Source organism: Pseudodesulfovibrio pelocollis, from assembly GCF_030282845.1.
Lineage (GTDB): Bacteria > Desulfobacterota > Desulfovibrionia > Desulfovibrionales > Desulfovibrionaceae > Pseudodesulfovibrio > Pseudodesulfovibrio pelocollis.
Genome location: NZ_JASTWE010000015.1, coordinates 1 through 22,773, shown reverse-complemented (window position 1 = coordinate 22,773; position 22,773 = coordinate 1). Strand labels below are relative to the sequence as shown.

Sequence of the window (22,773 nt, the reverse complement as noted above, 5' to 3'; positions counted from 1 at the left end):
TCTTGTCAAGCATCACAGTCCCCACCCACGTGGCCATCATCATGGATGGCAACGGCAGGTGGGCCAAACAGCGCGGGCTGCCCCGGACAGAGGGCCACAGGGCCGGCACCGAGGCGGCCCGCGCCGTGGTCACCCGCTGCCGCGAACTCGGGGTCAGACACCTGACGCTCTACACCTTCTCCAAGGAGAACTGGGCGCGGCCCAAGGACGAGGTGCGCACCCTCTTCGACCTGCTGACCACCTTCCTCACCCGGGAAGAATCAAGCCTCAAGAAGCAGTCCATCCGGCTCAAGGTGCTCGGCGAACTCGACGACATGCCCATGGCCGTGCGCCAGACCCTCAAGCATGTCATGCGCCAGACCGCCCAGTGCGAGGCCATGACCCTGAACCTGGCCCTCAACTACTCGGGCCGCGACGAAATCCTGCGGGCTGCCCGGGCGCTGGCGGCCAGGGGCGTGCCTCCGGAGGCAATCACCGAGGAGGCGTTCGCGGCCGAACTGTGGACCGCAGGGCAGCCCGACCCGGATCTGATCATCCGCACCAGCGGCGAGCAGCGCCTGTCCAACTACCTGCTCTTTCAATGCGCCTACGCCGAATTCTACTTCACGGACACCTACTGGCCCGATTTTTCCCCCGACGAATTGGACAAGGCATTTGCGGAACTGGCCGGACGGCGTCGCCGCTTCGGCCTGACCGACGAGCAGCTTGGCTGACCGCTCACGCGGGGCCAATGACAGGGGGCCGCACCGCGCCTTGCCCCCGCACGGCAAATAGCGTACACAGTTTGCACCCGCACCAACGCGAAATAACATGAAAAGCGCCGAAGATCAGCTATGACCATCTCCCTGCACAGAAAACGGCTCGCCACCGCGGTGTGCCTGACGGCCATACCGGCCCTTGCCCTCGTCTTCCAGGGATGGGTGCTTTTCGCTGTCCTGGCCCTGTTCTGTTCCCTCGCCCTCTGGGAGTTTTACGCCATGTTCCAGCCCCTGTCCGGGGCAGCGACCATCAAGGGGCTCGGCGCGGCCTTCACCTTCCTGCTGCTGGGCGCCTTTGCCGCAGGGGAGCCGGGCCATCCGGCCATGGTCCTCATCGGGGCCTTCTGGGCCGCGGCGTTCCTGTTCCTCGCCCGCTACAGCCGCGACACGGCTGCGTCCTTCAAGCCATGCCTCGTCTTCCTGGCCGGGCTGATCTACATCCCCCTCAATTTCCACTTCCTCCTCGCCTTCTCCCGCCACGAGATCCTGCTCGTCATCGGGGCCGCCGCCATCTCGGACACGGCGGCCTTCTACTGTGGCACCCTCTGGGGCAAGAAGAAGATCTGGCCCACGGTCAGCCCCAAGAAATCCTGGATCGGCAGCATGGGCGGCATGGCGGCCTGCATGCTGGCCACGGCGGCCTTTGGCCTGGGCTTCGGCTCGGCCCAGATATGGCAGTGGCTGCTGTTGGGCGCGGCCCTCAACCTGGCGGCACAGATGGGCGATTTCTTCGAGTCCGCCCTCAAGCGCTCCCTGGACATCAAGGATTCCGGCTCGCTCCTGCCCGGCCACGGCGGCCTGCTCGACAGGGTGGACAGCCTGCTCCTGGTGGTGCCTGCCTACGGCCTGATCCGCATGGCCCACACCTTTTTCTAATCCCCGGACCATCGTGAAGACGTACATATCCCCCTGGCCGCAAGCCGCCAAGCTGCCCGACTTCCCCCGCTCCGTGGCCGTGCTCGGGGCCACGGGCTCCATCGGCGTCAATGCGCTGAAGGTCATGGCCCGGCACCCGGAACTCTTCACGGTCATGGCCCTGGCGGGCGGACGAAACGGCACGCTGCTGGCCGAACAATGCGCCCGGCTGCGCCCCCGCTACGCCGCCGTGCTCGACGATGCGGCCCGGCGCGAGCTTGAGGCAGGACTGCCCGCCGGGTATTCGCCGCAGATACTTGTCGGCCCCGATGCCTTCACCACCCTGGCCGCACTGGACGAGGTGGACACGGTCCTCTCCAGCATCGTGGGCGCTGCCGGTTTCGAGCCCACCCTGGCCGCGGCCCGGGCTGGCAAGCTCATCTGTCTGGCCAACAAGGAATCCCTGGTGCTCGGCGGCCACATCATCCGCGCCGCCTGCCACGCCTCGGGCGCGGTGATCCTGCCCGTGGACTCCGAGCACAACGCCCTGTTCCAGGGGCTCATGGGTCTTGAGAGCGACGACGAGATCGCGCGGCTCATCCTCACGGCCTCGGGCGGCCCCTTTCGCGGCCGCGACGCCGCCTCCCTTGCGGGCGTAACCCGCAAGCAGGCCCTGGCCCATCCCAACTGGAGCATGGGCGCGAAAATCTCCATCGACTCGGCCACCCTCATGAACAAGGGGCTCGAAGTCATCGAGGCCTGCCACCTCTATGGTCTGCCGGTGGGCATGGTCCATGTGGTGGTCCACCCCCAATCCATCATCCACTCGCTGGTGGAGTATGTGGACGGGTCGCAACTGGCCCACCTGGGCATGCCCGACATGCAGGTGCCCATCGCCCACTGCCTGGGATTTCCCCGCCGCCTCGGCGTGGACGTGCCCCGGCTTGATCTGGCCCGCGTGGGCTGCCTGACCTTTGAGGAGCCGGACCTGGCCGCCTTCCCCTGCCTTGGGCTGGCGCGGGATGCTTACGATGCCGGGCCAAGCCACCCGGTGGTGCTCAACGCGGCCAACGAGGTGGCCGTGGCCGCCTTCCTGGACGGCCGCATGGGCTTTGCCGACATCCCGGCCACCATCGAGGCGGCCCTTGACCGGCATCGGCCGGTGGACGTATCCACCCCGGAGGCGGTGCTCGACCTGGACCGCGCCGTCCGGGATGAAATCCGGCGCGCCCTCTGGCCTGACGCGGATTGATGCTTATCTCAATCAGAGTCGCGACAACGAAACAGCGGGCGGCCGCATGAGGATTCTATGCTGACAAGCGCAATTGCCATCATCCTGGCCCTTGGCGGCCTGATATTCTTTCACGAACTCGGCCACTTTGCCGTGGCCCGTTTCTTCGGCATGGGCGTGCGGACCTTCTCGCTGGGCTTTGGTCCCCGGCTGGCCGGGTTCACCTCCGGCCGCACCGAATACAAACTCTCGGCCATTCCCCTGGGCGGCTACGTGCAGCTGGCGGGCGAACAGGGCGAGGAGGAAAAGGACTTTCCCGACGACCAGCTCTTCTCCGGGCGTCCGGCCTGGCAGCGGCTGTGCGTGGTGGCGGCCGGGCCCATCTTCAACTTCCTGCTCGCCTTCCTCATCTACTGGTTCCTGGCCATGGCCCAGGGCCAGGGCGTGGTCATGCCCACGGTGGGCGATGTCATGCCCGAGAGCCCGGCCTTCGAGGCGGGTCTGCGCAAGGACGACCATGTCCTGAGCGTTGACGGCAAGCCCATGGACTCCTGGAACGAACTGGTGGAGACGATCCGCGCGGGCAACGAGACGCCGCTTCGCTTCGAGGTGGCCCGCGGCGATGCGCGGCTGTACCTGACCGTGACCCCCAGAGTGAACACGGTCAAGAACCTCTTCGGAGAGGAAGTGACCGTGCCCATGGTGGGTATCGGCCAGGGCGGGGTCATCGAATACCGGCCCGTGGAGGGCCTCGGGGCGGGCATGGCCCTGAGCCACACCTGGACCATGTCCAAGGTCGTGGTCAAGGGCTTTGTCAGCATCATCGAGCGGCTCATCCCGGTGGAGTCCATCGGCGGGCCAATCATGCTCGCCCAGATGGTCCACTCAAGCGCCCAGTCCGGGTTCTACGACCTGCTGGGCATGGTCGCCATCATCTCCATCAATCTTGCCATCATCAACCTGCTGCCCATCCCGGTGCTGGACGGCGGCCACATCGTCTATTTCCTGCTCGAAATGATCTTCCGCCGCCCCATCAGCGATCGCTGGAAGGCAGCGGCAACCCGCGTGGGAATCCTCCTGCTGCTGATGCTCATGAGCCTTGCCATCTTCAATGACGTCCGCCGCCTGCTCTCATAAACCGAGCGGCCTGACCCTGGCCCTGGCCGGGGCCGAGGACCGCCTCCAACTGGCCCTGGGCCAGCCGTCGGACACGGGCTGGACCCTGCTCGCCTCGCGCGAGTGGACCGTACCCGGGCAGTCGATGCGCTTCCTCATGCCGGGGCTCAGGGAGACGCTGGACGGGTTCGGCGTCACGGCCTCGGCCATCGCGCGCATCGCCTGCGTGCGCGGACCGGGCAGCTTCACCGGGCTGCGCCTGGTCCTGGCCGCAGCCCAGGGCATTGCCTCAGGCACCGGCGCCTCACTGGCCGGCCTCGATCTCCTGCCCCTGCTGGCCGCAGGCCCAGGCCCGCTCCTGACCACCCCCCTGCACGTGCTGACCTACGCCCGGCGCGGGCTGGTCTATCTCCAGAGCTTCCACACCCCGTTGCTGGCCCCCTTCGCGCCCCTGGCGGTCTGCACCCTGGCCGAGGCGGCCGAGATCATGACCAGCCAGGACACGCCCGCCCACCTCATGGGCAGCGGCCTGCGCAAAAACCCGGCCTTCTTCGCCGAACTGGTCGCCAAAGCACCGGGCCTGACCCTGCTCCCGACCAGTTGGGACACCCCTTCCCCCGAACTTCTGCTGACGGCGGCCATGACCGCCCGATACGGCCACACCCCGCTGGAGCCGTGCTATGTCCGGCCCTCGGACGCGGAGACGAACCTGCCCCACTTCGCCAGACAGCGCGGCCTCGACCCGGATGAGGCGGTCAAGCGCCTGCGCGACCTCGGGCTCGGCCAGCAGGACGAACCCTCGGACCAATAAAAAACAGCCCCCCGGCTGATGGTCGGCTCGTACGAGCCGGTCATCCGGGAGGCCATGTGGGGCGTGTCCCCTGCCGAAGCGGCCCGCGTCAGGGGGTCAGCCGGTCCGTCGTCTTTTCGATCTGGCGGCCCAGCGGGGTCTGGAGCGAAATTTCGCGCTCGACCTTGGTGATGCCCTTGAGCACCGTGGAGTGTCTGCGGCCGAGCTTGTCGCCGATGTCCTTGAGGGACAGGTCGGTGTGCTTGCGGGCCAGATAAAAGGCGGTATTGCGCGCCAGGACCACCTGACGCTTGCGGCTCTTGGACTTCAACTCATCCTCGGAGAGGCCGTAGCTCTTGCAGATGAACTCCACGATGTTGAGGAGGTCGGGCGCGGCGTGATGCACGGCGTAGTTGTCGAGCACCTCCCAGGCGAGGTTGAGGGTCACGGCCCTGTTGAGGAGGCGCGCCTTGAGCACCAGGTTGGTCAGGCAGCTTTCGAGCTGGCGGATGTCGGTGGTGATGCGCTCGGCCAGCAGCTCGGACACCTCCACGGGCACGGACACCTGGAGCTTGCGCGCCTTTTCCATGACGATGCGCCGCCGGGTCTCCATGTCGGGCCGGTTGATGTGGGCCAGAAACCCGGAGCAGAAACGCGAAACCAGGCGGTTGTCCACGCCGGAAAACTCCTTGGGCATGAAGGAACTGGTCAGGAGCACCTTGCACCCGCGCTCGCGCAGGGCCGTCAAGGTGCACAAAAGCTCCTCCTGCATCTTCTCCTTGCCCTGAAAGAAGTGGACGTCCTCAAGGAGCAGCACATCGAGATTCTCGCGGAACTGCGCCTTGAACACGTCCACCTGCCGGGACTTGATGGCCAGCACCATGCGGGTGGCAAAGTCCTCGGACGACAGGCAGGCGACCTTGAGCTGTTTTCGATTGGCGGCCCGGCACAGCTGGTTGCCCACCGATTGCAGCAGATGGGTCTTGCCCAGGCCGGGGCCGGAACTGAGAAAAAGGTGGTCCGAGGAAAAGGCGCTGTCGCACAGGCTCTTGCTGGCCGCGCAGGCCAGTTCGTTGGACGGGCCGACCACGAAGTCCTCAAAGGAGAAGCGCCAGTTGCGCACGGTCACGGTCCTTGGAGCCTCGGCGATGGGCAGTCCAAGCTGAGAGGGCGCCGCCTCCCGGTGCTCCCGGACCGAGGGTGCGGCCGCCGGGGCGGACTTGCCCGCCACCACGGAGATTCTGGGATCACTGCCCATGACCTCGGCCGCAGCCTCGCGGATCACCTGGAGCAGCCGCTCGCGCACCCAGTTGGCCACGAACTCGTTGGGGGCGGTCAGGGTCAGCCTGCCGCCTTCGACAATGCCGTCAAGAGGTTTGATCCAGACAGTGAAGAGACCGGGGTTGAGGCTCTTTTCGAGCGAGTTGCGTATTTGCTTCCAGGCAGCTTTCATCATGTCGTGTGAGATAGTGGATTGACCGGCCCAAGACAATTCTTGATTTTCAAACGTGTGATCAAAGCCGGACTTGGGTTCTCTACAGTCACCTGCCGCGAAGTGATGGTACAACCAATTGAAATTAAAAATGATTGTAGCAAATTGGCTTGCGGAGTCGATTCCTGGTCTCAATCCGGTGAAACAGGCGCATGGCAAGGCTTCCCGGCCTTTCGATTTTCTCTAGATTTTCTATTTATCAACAGCATGTGAATTTCTTTTCAACAGCCGATGCTCTCTATTTCGGCAGATTTTCAAAGATTGGATGATTTTCCTTTCTATTCGAAATTATTTTCTCAAGCAAGATGTAGTAGCTCTGTCCCTTTGGAAAATTACTTCTTTAACTAACACAATGAAATAACTGGGCAATATACAAATTGAATGATAACCGTTTTCATCGGCCGCAACCGAATCGTCACACCCACACCCCACAAGCCCGCCCAGCGCAAGGCTTGGAAGCGTCTGGCCCATTATGAACACAAAAAAATCGTTGGAAATCAAGAAAAAAACACCTTGACAGAAAAAGTGCAAGGTGTTCCGGGCGCGAAACCCATGGGAGGAAATCCCGAGCTGTTGGAAAATAATCTAGTCGGCCTGGGCTCGGGTCGGATACTTGCCGCAGGCGAATTTTGGCGATTCCGGGCAATAACCGAGTTGTTCGCACCGGGCGCCGCCAGTGGCGAACAGGGCCGGGAGCCTCTCCTTGCAGATGACCAGCATGGCGTCGGCCAGGGCGCGGATTTCCCACTGTGCCCGATTGCAGCAGCGCAGATGGAAGAAGTGATGCAGGCTGCGGCAGTTCATGGTGATGACGATCTTGGTCTCGGCGGCCTGGGGGAGCACGAAGCGCGCGTCTTCGTTGGCCTTGGCCTTGCGGCCGTGGGCCACCAGGATTTCGCGCAGGTCGCCGTAGGCCGAGCGGACCTCGGCGATGAACCGCTCGAAGCGCTCCCTGGCCTCGGGTATCCGGGCGATGGCCGGGGGGATGATGTAGTCCAGATCGTTCTCGGCCACGTAGCGCTGGCTCTGCTGCGAATAGGAGGCGATGCGGTGGCGCACGATCTGGTGCGAGCAGGCCCGCGAGATGCCCTCCACCGCAAAGGTCATGGACACATGTTCCACCGGGCTGTCGTGGCCCGACTCCATGGTCATGCGCACGAACTCGGCCTGGGTCTCGCGGTCGATCTCGCCCGAGAGCAGCCGGGGCCACATGTCGGCCACGAATCCGGCGTGGTAGCACTGGCGAAAGGCGGCGTAGATGAGCGGCAGGGCGTCGGGGGTCATGGTCAGAAGTTCGACCCTGAGGTTCTTTTCGGGCATCGGCTGGGCTCCGTGGCGGCTGGTGTCGTTGACGGGTGTCACTGTGTAGCGCAAAGCGTCCCGGCTGTCACCCTCTGGCCGCCGTCCTTGCGCGCTTTGCCCTTGACGGCCCGCCGGATTGGGAGCACAGAGGCCCCATGGAAACCACGACTCTCGTCACCATTCTCCAGGCGTCCATCGCCCCCTTTGTGCTCATATCGGGCATCGGCCTGCTGCTGCTCTCCATGACCAACCGCATCGCCCGGCCCACAGACCTCATCCGGCGGCTCCTCGACATGCTGCCCTCGGCCCCGGAGCGGGACGTGAAATTCCTGCTCGACCAAGTGGTCGTGCTGCGCAAGCGTTGCTCCATCATGCGCTGGGCCATCTTCTTCTCCATCCTGGCCATCATCTTCGTCAGCTGCGTGATGCTGCTGCTCTACGCCAGCCTGCTCTTCGAGGTGCCGCTGCACTTCTGGGTCGAGGTGCTCTTCGGCGGCTCGCTGATCAGCCTGATCGTCAGCCTGCTCTACCTGCTTGAGGACATCCGCATCACCCTGCGCTCCCTGGATCTGGAAATCGAACGGCGCAAGGGAAGCCTCGGCTAGAGCGCGATCTTTGCCAGGGCGTCTTCGGCCATTTCCTCCAGGGACATTTCCTCCGGCAGATTCCCGGCCTGAAGGATGAAGTGGAGCACGCCGTAAAAAACCGGCTCCATGACCGCCAGCCGGGCCGACAAATCCCGCCACACCCCGTCCTGATCCCCGCCGCCGTCCCGCTCCACGACCCGTGCGGCCAGGGTGCGCGAATCGGCCATGAGGTAGAAGACCTTGCCTGCGCCGTGGACATGCGGCTGAACCGCCGGATCGGCCACCAGTTCGTCGGCCAGGACGATGACCGCCGCCGGTCCGTCCAGGGCGGCCACGGCTGACTCTGCGTCCTCGGGCGTCACCGCCCCGATCCCGAGTCGGTCTGCCAGCAGCCGGGCCAAGGCCGCCTTGCCGCTGCCGGGCAGCCCCACCAGCACCACCCGCCCGGTGTTCTTCCAGGCGTCGGCAAAATCTTCGCGCCGCTCGCCCCGGCCATGGGTCCGGGTGACCCCGACCTCGTCCACCTCGACCTCTTCCTTGATCAGATGATCGTATTTCATGCGCGCTCCTCGGGCTGATGAATGTTTTCCTTGCGGGGACGAAGGTATCAAGTAGAATGGCGGCAACGCAAACGGTTTGAGGACCCCATGCCCAAGGACCTGATCCACTTCGACATAGCCGGGCGCACGGCCCGGCTCCTTGCGCAAACGCGCTTCGGCCCCTGCCTCTCCGCAGAGGGCCACGGCCTGCATCTCGGCTCGGTCTTTCACGATGCCCTGTTCTACGCCGCATGGCCCGGCGACGCCCCCCTCGAGCGGCTGGCCCACACCCTGCACGGTGCCCGGGGGGAGGACACCTTTGCCCTGGTCAGGATGTTGGCCGCCCATGCGCGGACCGATGGCTCGCCCCTGGCCGCCGCCGTGCTGGTCGGGGTCGTGTCCCACCTCTTTGCCGACACGGTCATGCACCCGCTGGTCTGGCACCTGACCGGCGACTACTACGCATCCGACGCGACCGCCCGATCCATGGCCAGGCAGCGCCACCGCGCCCTGGAATCGCTCATGGACATGGTCGCCTGCCCGCACATGCTCGGCCGGACGCGCTATCGCCTGGGCCTGATGCTGCGCCGCTGCCCGGCCCTGCTCGAACGCGGGCTTCCCGTGGCCGGGCTGGCGGCCATGGCCGGGATGGAGCCGGACGCAACCCGCGCCGGGCTTGCCCGGGCCTGGCGCATCTTCGCCCTGTTCCAGGCTGCGTACTCGAACCGGCCGCTGGCCCGCGCAGCCTTTGCCCTGCGCCCCCGACTGCCCCGAGCGGCGGCGGAACTGGCCGCCCTGGCCTACGCGCCCCAACTTCTGCGTCAGGCCCAGACGCTGGCCGGACCCATCGCCTATCGCCACCCGGTCACCGGCGAAACGCTCACGGCCACCCTTGACCAACTCATGGACGAGGCGGCGCAACGCGCGGCCGCCCTGTGCCTCAAGCTCGAACCCGCAATTTTCGATTCGGACGGGATAGACCTGGACGAGATGGGACCATCCATGGACGCCGGACTGCCCGGGGTGGAGAGCGACCGCATGCGCCACTTTGCCAGCCCGCCCTTTCCCGAGTTGGCCTGACCCGATTCGGGCACAAGATCGTTGCGCTTGCCGCGCCAATGGCCTACGCTGCAAGCATTGGAAAATCCTCGCATCACAGGAGCGCACCCATGAAAAAATTCCTCACCATCGGCCTCGGCGTGTTGATCGTCGGCATCATAGCCATAATAGTCCTCGCCATTCTCAACCTCGGCTCGATCATAAAAACCGCGACCGAGACCTACGGCCCGCGGATCACCAAGACCGAGGTCAGGCTCGGCTCGGCCGACATCTCCATCCTCTCGGGCTCCGGCAGCCTCAACAAATTCGTCCTCGGCAATCCCGAGGGATTCACCATGCCAAACGCCCTGACGTGCGACACCATCTGGATAAAGGTGGTCAAGGAATCCCTGACCACGGACACCATCGTCATCGAGGAAATCATCGTGGACGGCCCGGTGGTCAGTTACGAAAAACGGGGCAACGCCGACAACTTCCAGACCATCCTGAACAACATCAAGCAGACCGTGGCCAGCGAGAAGAAAGCCACCCCGGCCGAGCAGGAAACCACGGGATCGGAAAAATCCATCCAGATCAATAATTTCATTGTCAAGAATGGGCATATCAACCTGGGCGGCTCCCTGCTCGACGCCTTTGGCGCGGACCAGGGTGTGGGCATCGCCATGCCCAACATCCACATGAAGGACATCGGCAAGGACAAGAAGATCACCCCGGCCGAGGCCTTTGCCCTGGTCCTGGCCGAGATGACCAGCGGTGTCACCGGCACGGTCACCCAGCTCGCCAGACAACTCTCCGAGACCCTGGGCAAGGCTGTCGGGGGCGTGGGCGAGGGAGCCAAGTCCCTGGGCTCCACGGTCAAGGGACTGTTCGGCTCGGAATAGCGGATCGCGGGGCCGCGCCGGAAACGGGCGCGGCCCCATTACATTTAATATAGGACACGACCGGGTCCGCCGACAGACAGAATCCCCCCAGATCAATGCCACACCCCGCACCCTACACAGCTCATCCCCTGACCGGGCCGGACGGCCTCTGCGACATCCGCGTCCGGGTCAACGGCAAGACATGGCACCTGTGGGGACGCAACGGGCCGGAGCGCGAGCAGGCCCTGGCCGATGCCGTGGAGCCGGGCAGCCTGCCCGTGCTCATGGGCGCGGGGCTGGGCCACTGCCTGCGCACCCTGATCGCCCGGGGTGGCCCGGTGGCCGTGGTGGACCGCGAGGCCGGCATCGAGGCGATCACCGGGGTACGCCGCGAACTGGGCGAGCATCCGGCCGTGACCTGGATCGACGACCCCGCACCCGAGGCCGTGCTGGGCTGCCTTGCGCGCTGGAGCACCGCCCACGGCCACGCGCCGCTGCACCCGGTGATCATCCCCCTGTACCAGAGGCTCGATGCGGCCTACTACGGCCCCATCTCCCAGGCCATCAAGGCCGGAGCGCAGGCCGATTTTAGGGCCGAGGCCGCGTACCCGAAATTCCGCTCGCAGACACCACGCGTCCTGTTTTTCGACTCCAGCTACTTCCTGTGCGGGGAAATCCTGGCCACCCTGGCCCGGCTCGACATCCCCCACCGCATCCTCCCCCTGGAACGCTCCGCCACCGGCAGCGCCCGATTCATCGAAGACCTGCTCCACGCCATCCTCGACTTCCGGCCCGACTTCGTGCTGACGGTCAATCACTTCGGCCTCGACCGCGAGGGACGGCTGGCCGGACTCCTGGCCGAGCTGGGACTCCCGCTGGCCTCCTGGTTCGTGGACAACCCGGCCCTCATCCTGCACGACTACGCCCATCCCGGAGCGGACAACACGGCGGTCTTCACCTTTGACGCCGGAAACCTTGCCATGCTGCGCGCCCGTGGATTTGCCCGGGTGGAGTACCTGCCCCTGGCCACTGACCCGGAGCGATTCCGGCCCGGGCTCGGGTCTGCCGCCCCGCCGCAGTGGGCCGCCGAGGTCTCCTTTGTGGGCAACTCCATGGCCCGGCCCGTGGCCCAGACGCTGGAGAACGCGGGCCTGCCCGAGACCATGCGCGCCGAATATCCCAAGGTGGCGGCCGAGTTCGGCGCATCGGGCCAGACCGATGTGCGCGGCTTCCTGGCGTCCCACCGCCCGGACTGGCGCACCGCCCTTGACGAACTGCCCACCCCGGAGCGCAGGCTGGCCTTGGAATCGCTGCTCACCTGGGAGGCCACGCGCCAATACCGGCTGGCCTGCGTCCAGGCCATCCTCGGCTTTGTCCCGCTCATCGTGGGCGACGAGGGCTGGCTGGACCAGCTCGGCCAGCCAGCCGACTGGCGCAGGCTGCCGCCCCTAGACTACTACGCAGACCTGCCCCGCTTCTATCCCCTGTCGGCGGTCAGCCTCAACTGCACCAGCCGCCAGATGGTCGGAGCGGTCAACCAGCGCGTTTTCGACATCCCTGCCTGCGGGGGGTTCGTGCTCACCGACCGACGGGAACAGATGGACGACCTTTTCGAGCCGGAAGCCGAAGTCGTGGCCTATGACAGCCCGGACGACATCCCGGCCCTGACGGCCGAACTGCTGGCCGATCCGGCCCGGCGCAGGCGTGTCTCCCGCGCCGCCCGGGCGCGCATCCTGGCCGAGCACACATACGAGATCCGGCTGCGCACCCTGCTTGCGGCCATGCGCGACACCTTCGGCGGCTAGCCCACTTCCCCCCTCCCCGCCTTTTTTTGCGCCCATGCTCCACAGGCCGGACATTCTTTCCGGCTTTCCTTCACATTGACTTCGCAATCAAAAAAAACATTCACACAACCTAAAGTTTTCCCATGGCCGGACGATCAGTAGGGCAACACAAGAAAGGTCCGCCCGGTAATCCACACCGCCGGAACAACGGATCTTAGGCAAGGAAGCCGAAACACTTTCAAGGAGGAAATTATGTCCCTGGTTATCAACAACAACCTGATGGCGATGAACGCCGCCCGCAACCTTGGCACCTCGTACGGTGCCCTGGAACTGTCCACCCGTCGTCTGTCCTCTGGCCTGCGCATCACCACGGCCGCGGACGACGCCGCCGGTCTGGCCGTCCGCGAGCTCATGCGCGCGGACATCACCTCCCTGACGCAGGGTATCCGCAACGCCAATGACGCCATCTCCCTCATCCAGACGGCTGACGGCGCCCTGGCCGTCATCGATGAAAAGCTGATCCGCATGAAGGAACTGGCCATGCAGGCGGCCACGGGTACCTACAACTCCGACCAGCGCCTGATCATCGACTCCGAGTATCAGGCCATGGCCTCGGAAATCACCCGTATCGCCAACTCCACGGACTTCAACGGCATCTACCTGCTCAACGGCAACCTGTCCGGCCAACACGACGGCTCCGGCATGGCCGTCACCGGCCAGCTGAAGGTCCACTTCGGTACCGGCAACGACTGCTCCGAGGACTACTACTACATCCAGATCGACAACGCCACGGCCTCGGCCCTGGGTGTCGGCCTCGGTGCAGGTACCGGCGCTGGCGCGTCCATCTCGACCCAGGCCCTGGCACAGCAGGCCCTTGATGTGCTCAACACCGCCATCATCTCCAAGGACAAGATCCGCGCCAACCTCGGTGCCATGCAGAACAGGCTGGAGAACACCGTGACCGTTCTGGAAATCCAGGCCGAGAACGTCCAGGCTGCCGAATCGCGCATCTCGGACGTGGACGTGGCCAAGGAAATGACCCAGTTCGTCCGCAACCAGATCATGACCCAGGCCGCCGTCTCCATGCTGGCCCAGGCCAACTCCCTGCCGAGGATGGCCCTGTCCCTCATCGGCTAGGCGCGCCCCAGGTCGCAGACCCAGCGCACTCAGGCCGGGCCCTCCCCCAAGAGGGTCCGGCCCTTTGATTTCAACAGGTTACAATGATCGGCACTGGCATCCGGATTGCATCCTACACGGCAGCCCACTGCAACCGGAAAAAACTTCCGACAGGAATACGCCATGGCAGACGGAACATACTCCTCTGGTTCGATCAATTTCTCCGGCCTTGGAAACGGCACGGACTTCAACAAGCTCATCGAAGGCCTCCTCGATGTGGAGCGCAGGCGCGTCACCAGGCTTGAAACGTGGAAAAGCTCCTGGCAGCAGAAGAACGACCAGTTCTCCACACTCAACACCCAGATGCTCAACCTCAAGACAACCCTTGAGGATTTCGACACCATCAACGAGTTCCTGAAAAAGGTCGTCACCAGCACCGACACCACGCGGCTCACCGCCACGGCCGAAAGCCACGCGCTGGAGACCAACGCCACCATCGAGATCGGCCAACTCGCATCCAACGACGTGCATATCACGGCCTCTGGCACCAGTTCGCTCAAGACCGCCATCACCTCGACCAACACTTTTTTCAAGTTCTCCTACGCGGGCGAAGACTATACCATCAACGACATCCCGGCGGGAACCACCCTCGAAAACTTCGTCAACATCATCAACAATCACCCCGACTCGCGCACGCGCATCCGGGCATCCACGGTCTACGATGGCTCGGTCTACCATTTGCAGATCAGCGGCCTCGAACAAGGCAGCAAAAACCAGGTGACCATCTCCGACGAGGGCGACATCATCTTTGGCGGCTCGTCCTTCCGCGAGACGCAAAATGCTGTCAACGCGCAAATCCGGGTCAACGGCTTTCCGTCCGCCGGCGGCGGCTGGATAGAGCGCCCGTCCAACTCCATCAACGACGTGCTCGAAGGCATCACCCTCAACCTGCACGACGCGGAACCGGGCCGCACCATCAAGCTGACCACGACCACGGACACGGCTGGAATCCGCGGGACCATCGACAAGTTCATCAGCTCGGTCAACGAGGTCCGCGCGCTGATCATCAAGATGACCAAGGTCAATGACGAGGGCGAGGGCTCCATCCTCACCGGCAACTACGGCGTGGACATGATCGCCCAGAAGCTCAAGAACATCACAGCGGACATGGGAATCGGCTTCTCGGTGTGGGACCCGGAAAACATGACCGGGGACAGGTTTTCGGCCCTGTCCCAGCTTGGCATCATGACCGACGCCGAGCAGGGCTCGCCAACATACGGCCTGCTCAAGATCGACGAGGAACTCTTCGAGAAGGCCATGGCCGAGAACGATCCCGAGGCCATCGCCCGCCTCTTCGCGGCCAACAACTTCGGAGAGAGCGACTCCCCGGACTTCACCTTCTCCTCCCTCATCGACGGCACCACCAAGCCCGGCGTGTACAAGGTGGAGATCGTCAGCGACGGCACCAAGATCATCAGCGCCACCATCAACGGCGAAGAGGCGTCCATCGACGGCTGGGAAATAACGGGCAAGTCGGGCGCCGCCCTCGGTATGGCCGTGCGCCTGGACAACATCTCGGCCGGGACCCACAGCGGCACCGTCTCCATCAAGACCGGCAAGGTCGGCGAGATGATCGAGGAACTCAAGGCGCTGACCAAGCCCTACAGCAAGTTCACCTACGAGGGCGGTCCCCTTTCTGTCCTCCAGGACAACTACAGGGACATCATGAACTCCATCGACGAAAAGATCGCCTTTGAAACAAAGCGCATCAGCAAGATGGAAACCAATCTCAAGCTCAAATTCGCGCGCCTGGACGCACTGCTCGGCCAATACGAGCGGCTGCAGGGGCAGCTGGGCTCCTCCATCGCGCAGTTGACCGCCTAGAAGACCACAGGAGGATGGCTGAATGACCAACCCCGCAAGGGCATACCTCACGACTCAGGTCGAAACGACCACCCAGGGCGAACTGCTGATCATGCTCTACGAGGCGGCGATCAAGTTCCTCAAGCGCGCCAAGATCGAGATTGACAACAAGGACTACGCCAAGAAAGGCATCTACATCTCCAAGGCCATGGCCATCATCCATGAGCTGGCCGAGAGCCTGAACAAGGAAAAGGGCGGCGACATCACGCCCAGGCTCAACCAGCTGTACATGTTCTGCACCTCGCAGCTGATCAAGGCCAACATCCGCATGGACAACAAGATGATCGACGATGTCATCAAGATCCTTGATGGCCTGTGCTCGGCCTATGCCCAGATCCTGCCTGGCGCTGCCAAGTCCGCCCCGGCCCAGGCTGCACAGCGGGCGACGCCGCCCCTGCCGGGCATGGGCCAGATGCCCTATACGGCTCCGCCAGCAGGTATTCGCAAGCCCCAGCCAAACACTCCGGCCGCGCCGGAAACCCAGTCGGCCGGGCCTGTCGCGCAGAAGACGGCGCAACCAGCCGCCGAAAACCCGTCGATGAAGACAGAACCGTCGGCACAACCCAAGCCGCAACCGGCTTCGGAGCAGCCCGGGCAGCCCGAACCGGCAAAACCGCAGCCGCCGAAGCTGCACACCGCCTTCAGCGCGGCCAAACTCCGCGCGGCCAACGCCTACACCAACAATAACCGATAGACCCTGTCCGGCCCGCAAGGGCCGGACTCTCGTCGCGCCATGCGCCGTGTTTACAATACCGGCACCTTGTGTCACTTTCCGGCCATGCCCCACTCCCCTGTCCGCGTTCTGCACATCGTCAACTCCCTCGGGCTCGGGGGCACCGAAAAAACGATGCAACTCCTCGTCGCCCACCTGGACAGGAGCCGCTTCCAACCCGCCGTGTTCTGCCCGCAAGATGGCCCGCGCGCGGAACAGATAAGGAAACTGGGTGTCAAGACCCACATCGACAGCGACCTGCTGACCGTGCTCCAGCGGCTCAAACCCGCCATCGTGCACATCCACCGGGCGGGCTGGCCCGAAACGCACACCCTGCGGACACTCCGGCTGGCCAGGGTGCCCGTGGTGGTGGAGACCAACGTCTTCGGCAGGCACGACCCCAGTGCTTCGGCCAGGGTCATCGACCACACCCTGTTCGTCTCCCGCTTCTGCCTCGACAGGTTCTCACAGGAAACCGGCATCCGCGTGAACCCGCGCCGACACTCGGTCCTGTGCAACCCGGTGGATACCGATACCCTCGCAGCCGCATCGCCCCCTGAGCGCGATTTCTCGACTCCCTCGGCGGCCCGCATCTCGCGCGCCGATCCGGGCAAGTGGTCGCGACTGGCGCTGGATTTCGTGCCCGAAGTGGTCCGGGCGGTCCCGGACTTCCGCTACCACATCGTCGGGGGCATTCCCGAGGCCGTTGACTTTGCGCGGGACAACAATCTGGCGCAGCACATGATCTTTCACCCCCCCCTGGCCTCGGACGTTGACATCGCCGCCTTCCTCGCCCCGGTCTCCCTGCTGGCCCACGCCAACGACACGGGCGAATCCTTCGGGCTGGTCATCGCCGAGGCCATGGCCTGCGGCCTGCCCGTTGTCACCCACCCCTGCCCCGGCTCGCGCGACAACGCCCAGCTCGAACTGGTGGAACACGGCGTCACCGGACTGGTGGCCCGCGACGCGGCCGAATACGCGCAGGCGGTGATCCACCTCCTGACCCACCCGGCCGAGGCCCGGCGCATGGGTCGCGCCGGGCGCGACAAGGCCGCAGCCCTCTTCAGGGCACAGACCGTGACCGCCAGACTCGAAGCCCTCTACCTGGAACTGCTCGCACGCAAAGGAATACAATCATGAGCGCCTCCCTCATCGCCCGATACACCGACGCGGTTCTCGACTTCTCCCTTGACGAAACGCAGCCCGCGCCCGAGACATCGCGCCCGCCCGCGCCGTCGGACGAGGATGTCGCCGCCTTTGTCCGGCGCACCCTGCGGCTGGCCGAAAAGAGCGGCGCGGACCACCTCGTCCTGCTGGGGCTCGGCTCTGGCGTCATCCCCACGGCCCTCAAGGACTCCATGCCCGACACCATACGCCTGATCGTCTGCGAGATGGACCCGGACGCGGCCCGCACCTTTATGGACGCCAACCCGGACTGGCGCGACGGCTCGGGCAGGGGCTGCGTCATCGCCGATGCCTCGCCCTGGGCGCAGCTGTGCCTGCTGGCCCTCTCGGGCGCCAACACCCAGAACAGCGCCACGGCCCTGGCCCCGGACCTGGGCGACCAGGACCGGGCGCGGCTTCAGGCCCTGCAACGGCTCTTTGTCAGCGCCCGGCCCCATCAGGCCATCAACAGCGCCCTGCTCAGCCATGTGGCGGTCCAGGCCCCGGACCTGAGCGTGGGAGCGATCCTCAGCCCCGACGAGCCGGAACTCGACGCCTTCTTCAGCCAGTTCCCGGACTGGGTTCGCGAGGTGGTGGTCATCTGGGACGCCGGGAGCGTGCCGGACCGGATCTTTGCCTGCGCCGCGCCGGTACGCCATCTGGCCCGGCCTCTGGACGATTTCGCCACCCAGCGCAACCACATGCTCGACCATTGCGCGGGCGACTGGGTGCTTTTCCTCGACGGCGACGAATGTTTCAGTCACGATGTCTGGAGCCTGTTCACCGCGCTAATGCTCATCAAGCGGCTTGAGGCGTGCTACTTTCCACGCATGACCCTGTACCCGGACGAGAGCCACTGCAAGGTGGGCTTCGGCCTGTGGCCCGATCTCCAACTGCGGCTGTTCCGAAACCGGCCAGGCGTCCGCTTCGAGCGGCCAATTCACGAGCGGCTGACAAACCTCACCGGCCGCACGGCCCTGGCCCTGGACGCACCCATCCTGCACCTGAGCCGGGTGCGCAAGACCCCGGAACAGCTGGCGGCCAAACTGGAGCGCTTCCGTCAGGTGGGCGGCACGGCCCATCGCCTGAACAGCGACTACCCGCACCTGCCGCGCGCCCTGTTTCCCGAGGCGGCCTTCATCTCCGGCACGCTCCAGACGCTGCTGCTGGAGGAGAACCCGGCCTGACCCCGCGCAACGCATTGCGCATCGCTTGATTCTTCCATATAAAATGGATACGAGCATGCATCCTGGACCAAAACGTCATTCAAGGAACGACGATGGAAATACTCTGCCCGAAATGCCAATTCAGCCGCCAAGTGAACGAGTCGAAAATCCCGGCCCGTTCACAGATAGCCACCTGTCCCAAGTGTCAGACCAAATTCAAGTTCCGCGATCTCCCGGACGAGGATGAATTCGCGCTGGAAACACCGGAGCCGCCTCACTATGACGACACCGCTGCTGACAGCGACCAACTGAATACCGACCGCGCCGAATCAGGCAACGAGCCCGCCGCCCCCGTGGAACCGCCCGCCCCTGTGGAACCGCCCACCCCGGCCGACCCGGAGTCCGCGCCGCATGAGGAGCCGGACTCGACCTTCCCGGACCTTCCGCCGGACGACGACATGGTCGAACAGGAGACGCCGAAACGCGCCGCCAAAGACGACCCAGACGCCGAAATGGACGAGCTCTGGGACAGGCTCAGCGACATGCGCCCGCCCCGGAACGCTCCCCCGGCCCACCGGGAACAGCCGCGCGAGGCCGACTCCGCCCCCGAACCCATTCCGGGATGGAACGGCCAATTCGACGAGTCCTTCCCGGACCCCATGGACGAGAAGCCGACAATCAAGGATGACGACGATGCCTTTGGCGACGCACCTGGCGAGGCCGGGCCGCAGGTGCCGCCGCCCTTCGAGCAGCTCGACCGTTACGGGTTCTTTCCCGGCCTGTTCATGACCGTCAGGCTGATCCTGCGCTCGCCCCGGCTTTTCTTCGCGGTCATGCCGGTGGGCGGAGGGCTGGCCAAGCCCCTGACCTTCACCATCCTGGTGACCATGATCCAGGGGCTGGCCCAATACTTCTGGCAGGCGGCCGGGCTGTCCACCTCCATGGGCGAGGCCGCGCCCGAGCCCAGCGGCGGCGCAGCCGGGGCGCTGGTGATGCTGCTGTTCATGCCCGCCATCATCGCGGCCGGACAGTTTGCCATCTCGGCCATCTACCACCTGCTCATGATCCTGATGCGCGCCGACACCCAAGGATTCGAGGGCACCTTCCGCGCCCTGGCCTATGCCAATGCCCCACTCATTCTGGGCGTCTTCCCCATGCCCGGAATGCAGGTGGAGATCGGCTGGATGGCCATTGTCGCCGTGTGGGTGCTCCTCCTGACCATCATCGGCCTCAAATACATCCACAAGGCCAGCTATTCCAAAGTCGTGCCCGTGGCCCTCATCCCCCTGCTGCTGGGCCTCATCGGCGGGGTCATGGCCTTTTACAGCCAATTGGCGACCATTTAGGCGGACTCCATGGGCTGGCTGGGCGACACCATCGAGGCTTGGCGGGCGCGGCGCAGGCTGGCGCGCGAGATCGACCCGCGCGCCATCCAGCGCATGGCCCGGGAAATCCGCGACCTGGCCATGCTGGCCGCCCATCTCGGCCCCAGGGGCAAGGATGTCAGGGCCCTGATCAGAAACATCCTGGCCGAGATGGACCGGCTCACCGAACTGACCGACCGGCCCGAGTTCCGCCGCCTCTCGCCAGGCAAGCGGCTGCTGCTGCGCCAGGGGCTGCTCGAATCGCGCGAACAGCTTCTCGAATCCATCGAGTCCACCCCCTCTCCCACAGAGCGAATCCAGTAGACCGACACCCCTGACGGCATGCTCTTTGCTGTGTCCCTTGCCAGAGGACCAGGGAGCGTCGCCGCCGTGGCGCGACTTCCCGCTGCCGCCGCAACCACAATCCGGTGTGTGCCATGAAAAAACTGATCGTTTTCGCGCTGTTGCTGGCCATGAACGCCTGCGGGCACATAGACCCGTCCATCACGGACCAGACCAGGATATACAGCGACCCCACCGTCAGGAAATCGCCGCTCCAGGTGGCGGTCCACCCCAAGGGCCGCCAGTACCGGCCGCTGACCGCCTATTTCCATCCCTTCATCATCCAGCAGGAAAGCAGCGACTATGCCCAGCTCTCCGTCACCTTCGCCAGGATATTCAACAACGTCTGGCTCGAGGAGCGGCTCTTCACCACCCAGGAGTTTCGGCCGGAAAACACCTACCAGGGGGTGAACACCGCCCTGCGCCAGGCCAGGATGCGCGGCGCGGACCTGACCATCGTCGGCTACGTTCCCTATTTCTATGCCGGGCACACCCTTGACGACACGGCCATCACCATCCAGATCGACATCTACGAAACCACAGGTGGCACCCTGCTCTGGACCATGCTCCAGTCGGGCCGCATCGAAAGCAGGCTGCCCAAAGACTACATCTATTTCCGGCACGAGTTCCGTATGACCGACGCGCCGTTCGACATGATCATCCGATCCATCGCCTCGGACATGGCCATCCCTCTCAAAAGCTGGCTGCCCTCGCCGGACGCCGACTTCGCCTTTGCCAGCAACGCCCGCGACGTGACCGCCAGCCTCACCGGAGCGCCTGCGCCCGCCCCCAGCGCCGCGGGCCAGGAATTGCCCCCGGAAACGCCTGCCCCGAAAGCGCCCAGCGGACCGGCTGCCGATCTGCTCCGCCCCCAGGTCAACGGCGTCAATCTCGACATCCAGTTCGACTTCGACAAGGACACGGTCAAACCCGAGTCCTACCCCCTGCTCGACGCCCTGGGCGAGGCATTGAACTCGCCACAGCTCAAGGGCCGCAAGATCATCGTCGGCGGCCACACCGACATGCGCGGCGACGCCGCCTACAACCTCGGCCTGTCCAAGCGCCGGGCCGAGGCGGTCAAGACCTACCTTGTCAACAAATGGGGCGTGGCTCCGGCCCTGATCGATACCGTGGGCTACGGCAAGACCCGGCCCATCGCCACCGGCGCCACGGCCGAGGACATGCGCAGGAACCGGCGCGTGGAGATCCGGCTGGCCGAGTAACGACCCGCCGCCCTTGACATTTCGAGAACAATTCTTACATACTGCCCTGACACTGGAAAGGGGGGTGCCAAGCCCCCCTTTTTGCGCTTTTACACCGCCAGCAATGTGTGCTACCTGACAGCTTCACTTCATCAGAGAGGTTACATTCACATGATCGGCATATCGAAACTCTATTGCGGTGCCGTGGAGCCGTCCGACGCGCTCCGCTATGGCCGCGAATCCGGGCAGCTGCCCTCCCACCTGCTTCAGTTCTCCAAGGACAAGAAACCCGTGGTGGTCTGGAACATGACCCAGCGGTGCAATCTCAAATGTGTCCACTGTTACGCCCACGCCGTGGACCCAAGCAGCCACAAGGACCCCATCTCCACCGACAAGGCCAAGGAAATCATCGACGATCTCGCCCAGTTCGGCGCGCCGGTCATGCTCTTCTCCGGCGGCGAGCCCCTGGTGCGCGAAGATCTGGTGGAGCTGGCCAAGTACGCCACCGGCCAGGGCATGCGCGCGGTCATCTCCACCAACGGCACCCTCATCACCAAGAGCAAGGCCAGGGAACTCAAGGAAGTGGGTCTCTCCTACGTGGGCATCTCCCTTGACGGGGCCGAGGCGGTCCATGACAAGTTCCGCGGCGTCAAGGGCTCCTACAAGCAGGCCCTCAAGGGCGTGGAAAACTGTCAGGCCGAGGGGCTCAAGGTGGGCCTGCGCTTCACAATCAACAAGCGCAACTCCCAGGAGATCCCCCATCTCTTCGACCTCATCGAGCAGCTTGAGGTGCCGCGCATCTGTTTCTACCACCTCGTCTACTCCGGCCGCGGCTCGGACCTGATGAAGGAAGACCTGGATCACGCCGAGACCCGGCAGGTGGTGGACCTGATCATGGACCGCACCCGCGCCCTCTTCGACAAGGGCAAGCCCAAGGAAGTGCTGACCGTGGACAACCACGCCGACGGCCCATACCTCTACTACCGCATGCTCAAGGAAGACCCGGCCCGCGCCGCCGAGGTGCTCGAACTGCTCAAGATGAACGAGGGCAACTCCTCGGGGCGCGGCATCGGCTGCATCTCCTGGGATGGCCAGGTCCACGCTGACCAGTTCATGCGCCACATCACCTTTGGCAATGTGCTTGAGCGCCCCTTCTCCGAAATCTGGACCGACCCGGAAATCGAGCTGCTCCACAAGCTCAAGGACAAGCGGCCCCACGTCAAGGGACGCTGCGCCACCTGCCGTTTCCTCAATGTCTGCGGCGGCAACTTCCGCGCCCGGGCCGAAGCCGTGTACGACGACTTCTGGGCACAGGACCCGGCCTGCTACCTCACCGACGAAGAAATCAGCGGCGAACCGCTGTAGGGGGGAGGGGGCGGATGCCTCCGGCGGCCGGGGGAAGGGGGAAAAG

Annotated in this window: 21 protein-coding genes; 18 read left to right on the top strand and 3 right to left on the bottom strand. The window is 64.7% G+C overall.

Features of this window, described 5'->3' with window-relative positions:
- Window positions 1-2: 2 nt before the first annotated feature.
- From uppS to tsaB, 5 genes are all read left to right on the top strand, one after another.
- Window positions 3-713, top strand: coding sequence for a polyprenyl diphosphate synthase (gene uppS / locus QQS14_RS07125; protein ID WP_285906278.1), 711 nt, complete (start codon window positions 3-5; stop codon window positions 711-713).
- A gap of 120 nt (window positions 714-833) precedes the next feature.
- Entirely contained in the window at window positions 834-1,634 is an 801-nt protein-coding gene (locus tag QQS14_RS07120) for a phosphatidate cytidylyltransferase (protein WP_285906277.1), read from the top strand.
- Between the two features lie 13 nt (window positions 1,635-1,647).
- Entirely contained in the window at window positions 1,648-2,865 is a 1,218-nt protein-coding gene (gene dxr / locus QQS14_RS07115; protein ID WP_285906276.1) for a 1-deoxy-D-xylulose-5-phosphate reductoisomerase, read from the top strand.
- 57 nt (window positions 2,866-2,922) lie between these two features.
- Complete coding sequence (gene rseP / locus QQS14_RS07110; RefSeq protein ID WP_285906275.1) at window positions 2,923-3,981, top strand: RIP metalloprotease RseP; 1,059 nt, start codon at window positions 2,923-2,925, stop codon at window positions 3,979-3,981.
- On the top strand, window positions 3,956-4,771 hold the full coding sequence (gene tsaB, locus QQS14_RS07105) for a tRNA (adenosine(37)-N6)-threonylcarbamoyltransferase complex dimerization subunit type 1 TsaB (protein ID WP_285906274.1): 816 nt from the start codon (window positions 3,956-3,958) through the stop codon (window positions 4,769-4,771). Before rseP ends, tsaB begins: the two co-directional genes overlap by 26 nt.
- 88 nt (window positions 4,772-4,859) lie before the next feature.
- Here tsaB and dnaA read toward each other — a convergent pair whose 3' ends face one another.
- Both dnaA and thyX read right to left on the bottom strand, forming a co-directional pair.
- Entirely contained in the window at window positions 4,860-6,206 is a 1,347-nt protein-coding gene (gene dnaA, locus QQS14_RS07100; protein ID WP_285906273.1) for a chromosomal replication initiator protein DnaA, read from the bottom strand.
- A gap of 621 nt (window positions 6,207-6,827) precedes the next feature.
- Window positions 6,828-7,562: an FAD-dependent thymidylate synthase gene (gene thyX, locus QQS14_RS07095; RefSeq protein ID WP_285906272.1), complete on the bottom strand. Its 735-nt coding sequence runs from the start codon at window positions 7,560-7,562 to the stop codon at window positions 6,828-6,830.
- 137 nt (window positions 7,563-7,699) lie between these two features.
- Here thyX and QQS14_RS07090 point away from each other — a divergent pair, with 137 nt between their 5' ends.
- The gene (locus QQS14_RS07090) at window positions 7,700-8,149 is read left to right on the top strand and encodes a DUF2721 domain-containing protein (protein ID WP_285906271.1); all 450 of its coding nucleotides are present in this window, start codon (window positions 7,700-7,702) and stop codon (window positions 8,147-8,149) included.
- Here QQS14_RS07090 and QQS14_RS07085 read toward each other — a convergent pair.
- The gene (locus QQS14_RS07085; protein ID WP_285906270.1) at window positions 8,146-8,691 is read right to left on the bottom strand and encodes a nucleoside/nucleotide kinase family protein; all 546 of its coding nucleotides are present in this window, start codon (window positions 8,689-8,691) and stop codon (window positions 8,146-8,148) included. The genes QQS14_RS07090 and QQS14_RS07085 overlap by 4 nt on opposite strands.
- Before the next feature lie 87 nt (window positions 8,692-8,778).
- Between QQS14_RS07085 and QQS14_RS07080 the strand changes: the two genes are divergently transcribed.
- From QQS14_RS07080 to ahbC, 12 genes are all read left to right on the top strand, one after another.
- Window positions 8,779-9,750 (top strand): zinc dependent phospholipase C family protein, encoded by a 972-nt coding sequence (locus QQS14_RS07080; RefSeq protein ID WP_285906269.1) that lies wholly within the window; start codon window positions 8,779-8,781, stop codon window positions 9,748-9,750.
- A gap of 89 nt (window positions 9,751-9,839) precedes the next feature.
- Window positions 9,840-10,610, top strand: coding sequence for an AsmA family protein (locus QQS14_RS07075; RefSeq protein WP_285906268.1), 771 nt, complete (start codon window positions 9,840-9,842; stop codon window positions 10,608-10,610).
- Between the two features lie 95 nt (window positions 10,611-10,705).
- Window positions 10,706-12,394: a CgeB family protein gene (locus QQS14_RS07070; protein ID WP_285906267.1), complete on the top strand. Its 1,689-nt coding sequence runs from the start codon at window positions 10,706-10,708 to the stop codon at window positions 12,392-12,394.
- Between the two features lie 231 nt (window positions 12,395-12,625).
- Window positions 12,626-13,510: a flagellin N-terminal helical domain-containing protein gene (locus QQS14_RS07065; RefSeq protein ID WP_285906266.1), complete on the top strand. Its 885-nt coding sequence runs from the start codon at window positions 12,626-12,628 to the stop codon at window positions 13,508-13,510.
- Window positions 13,511-13,672: 162 nt separating this feature from the next.
- Window positions 13,673-15,373, top strand: coding sequence for a flagellar filament capping protein FliD (gene fliD / locus QQS14_RS07060; protein ID WP_285906265.1), 1,701 nt, complete (start codon window positions 13,673-13,675; stop codon window positions 15,371-15,373).
- Window positions 15,374-15,395: 22 nt separating this feature from the next.
- A complete protein-coding gene (gene fliS, locus QQS14_RS07055; RefSeq protein WP_285906264.1) occupies window positions 15,396-16,106 on the top strand; it encodes a flagellar export chaperone FliS in 711 nt (236 codons plus the stop codon).
- A 39-nt stretch (window positions 16,107-16,145) separates the two neighbouring features.
- On the top strand, window positions 16,146-17,264 hold the full coding sequence (locus tag QQS14_RS07050; protein ID WP_425607917.1) for a glycosyltransferase: 1,119 nt from the start codon (window positions 16,146-16,148) through the stop codon (window positions 17,262-17,264).
- On the top strand, window positions 17,261-18,475 hold the full coding sequence (locus QQS14_RS07045) for a glycosyltransferase (protein ID WP_285906263.1): 1,215 nt from the start codon (window positions 17,261-17,263) through the stop codon (window positions 18,473-18,475). Before QQS14_RS07050 ends, QQS14_RS07045 begins: the two co-directional genes overlap by 4 nt.
- A gap of 92 nt (window positions 18,476-18,567) precedes the next feature.
- A complete protein-coding gene (locus QQS14_RS07040) occupies window positions 18,568-19,800 on the top strand; it encodes a YIP1 family protein (RefSeq protein ID WP_285906262.1) in 1,233 nt (410 codons plus the stop codon).
- A gap of 9 nt (window positions 19,801-19,809) precedes the next feature.
- The gene (locus tag QQS14_RS07035) at window positions 19,810-20,142 is read left to right on the top strand and encodes a hypothetical protein (RefSeq protein ID WP_285906261.1); all 333 of its coding nucleotides are present in this window, start codon (window positions 19,810-19,812) and stop codon (window positions 20,140-20,142) included.
- 113 nt (window positions 20,143-20,255) lie between these two features.
- Window positions 20,256-21,383, top strand: a complete 1,128-nt coding sequence (locus QQS14_RS07030) for an OmpA family protein (RefSeq protein WP_285906260.1) — start codon at window positions 20,256-20,258, stop codon at window positions 21,381-21,383.
- A 150-nt stretch (window positions 21,384-21,533) separates the two neighbouring features.
- Window positions 21,534-22,727, top strand: a complete 1,194-nt coding sequence (gene ahbC, locus QQS14_RS07025) for a 12,18-didecarboxysiroheme deacetylase (protein WP_285906259.1) — start codon at window positions 21,534-21,536, stop codon at window positions 22,725-22,727.
- Window positions 22,728-22,773: the final 46 nt, after the last annotated feature.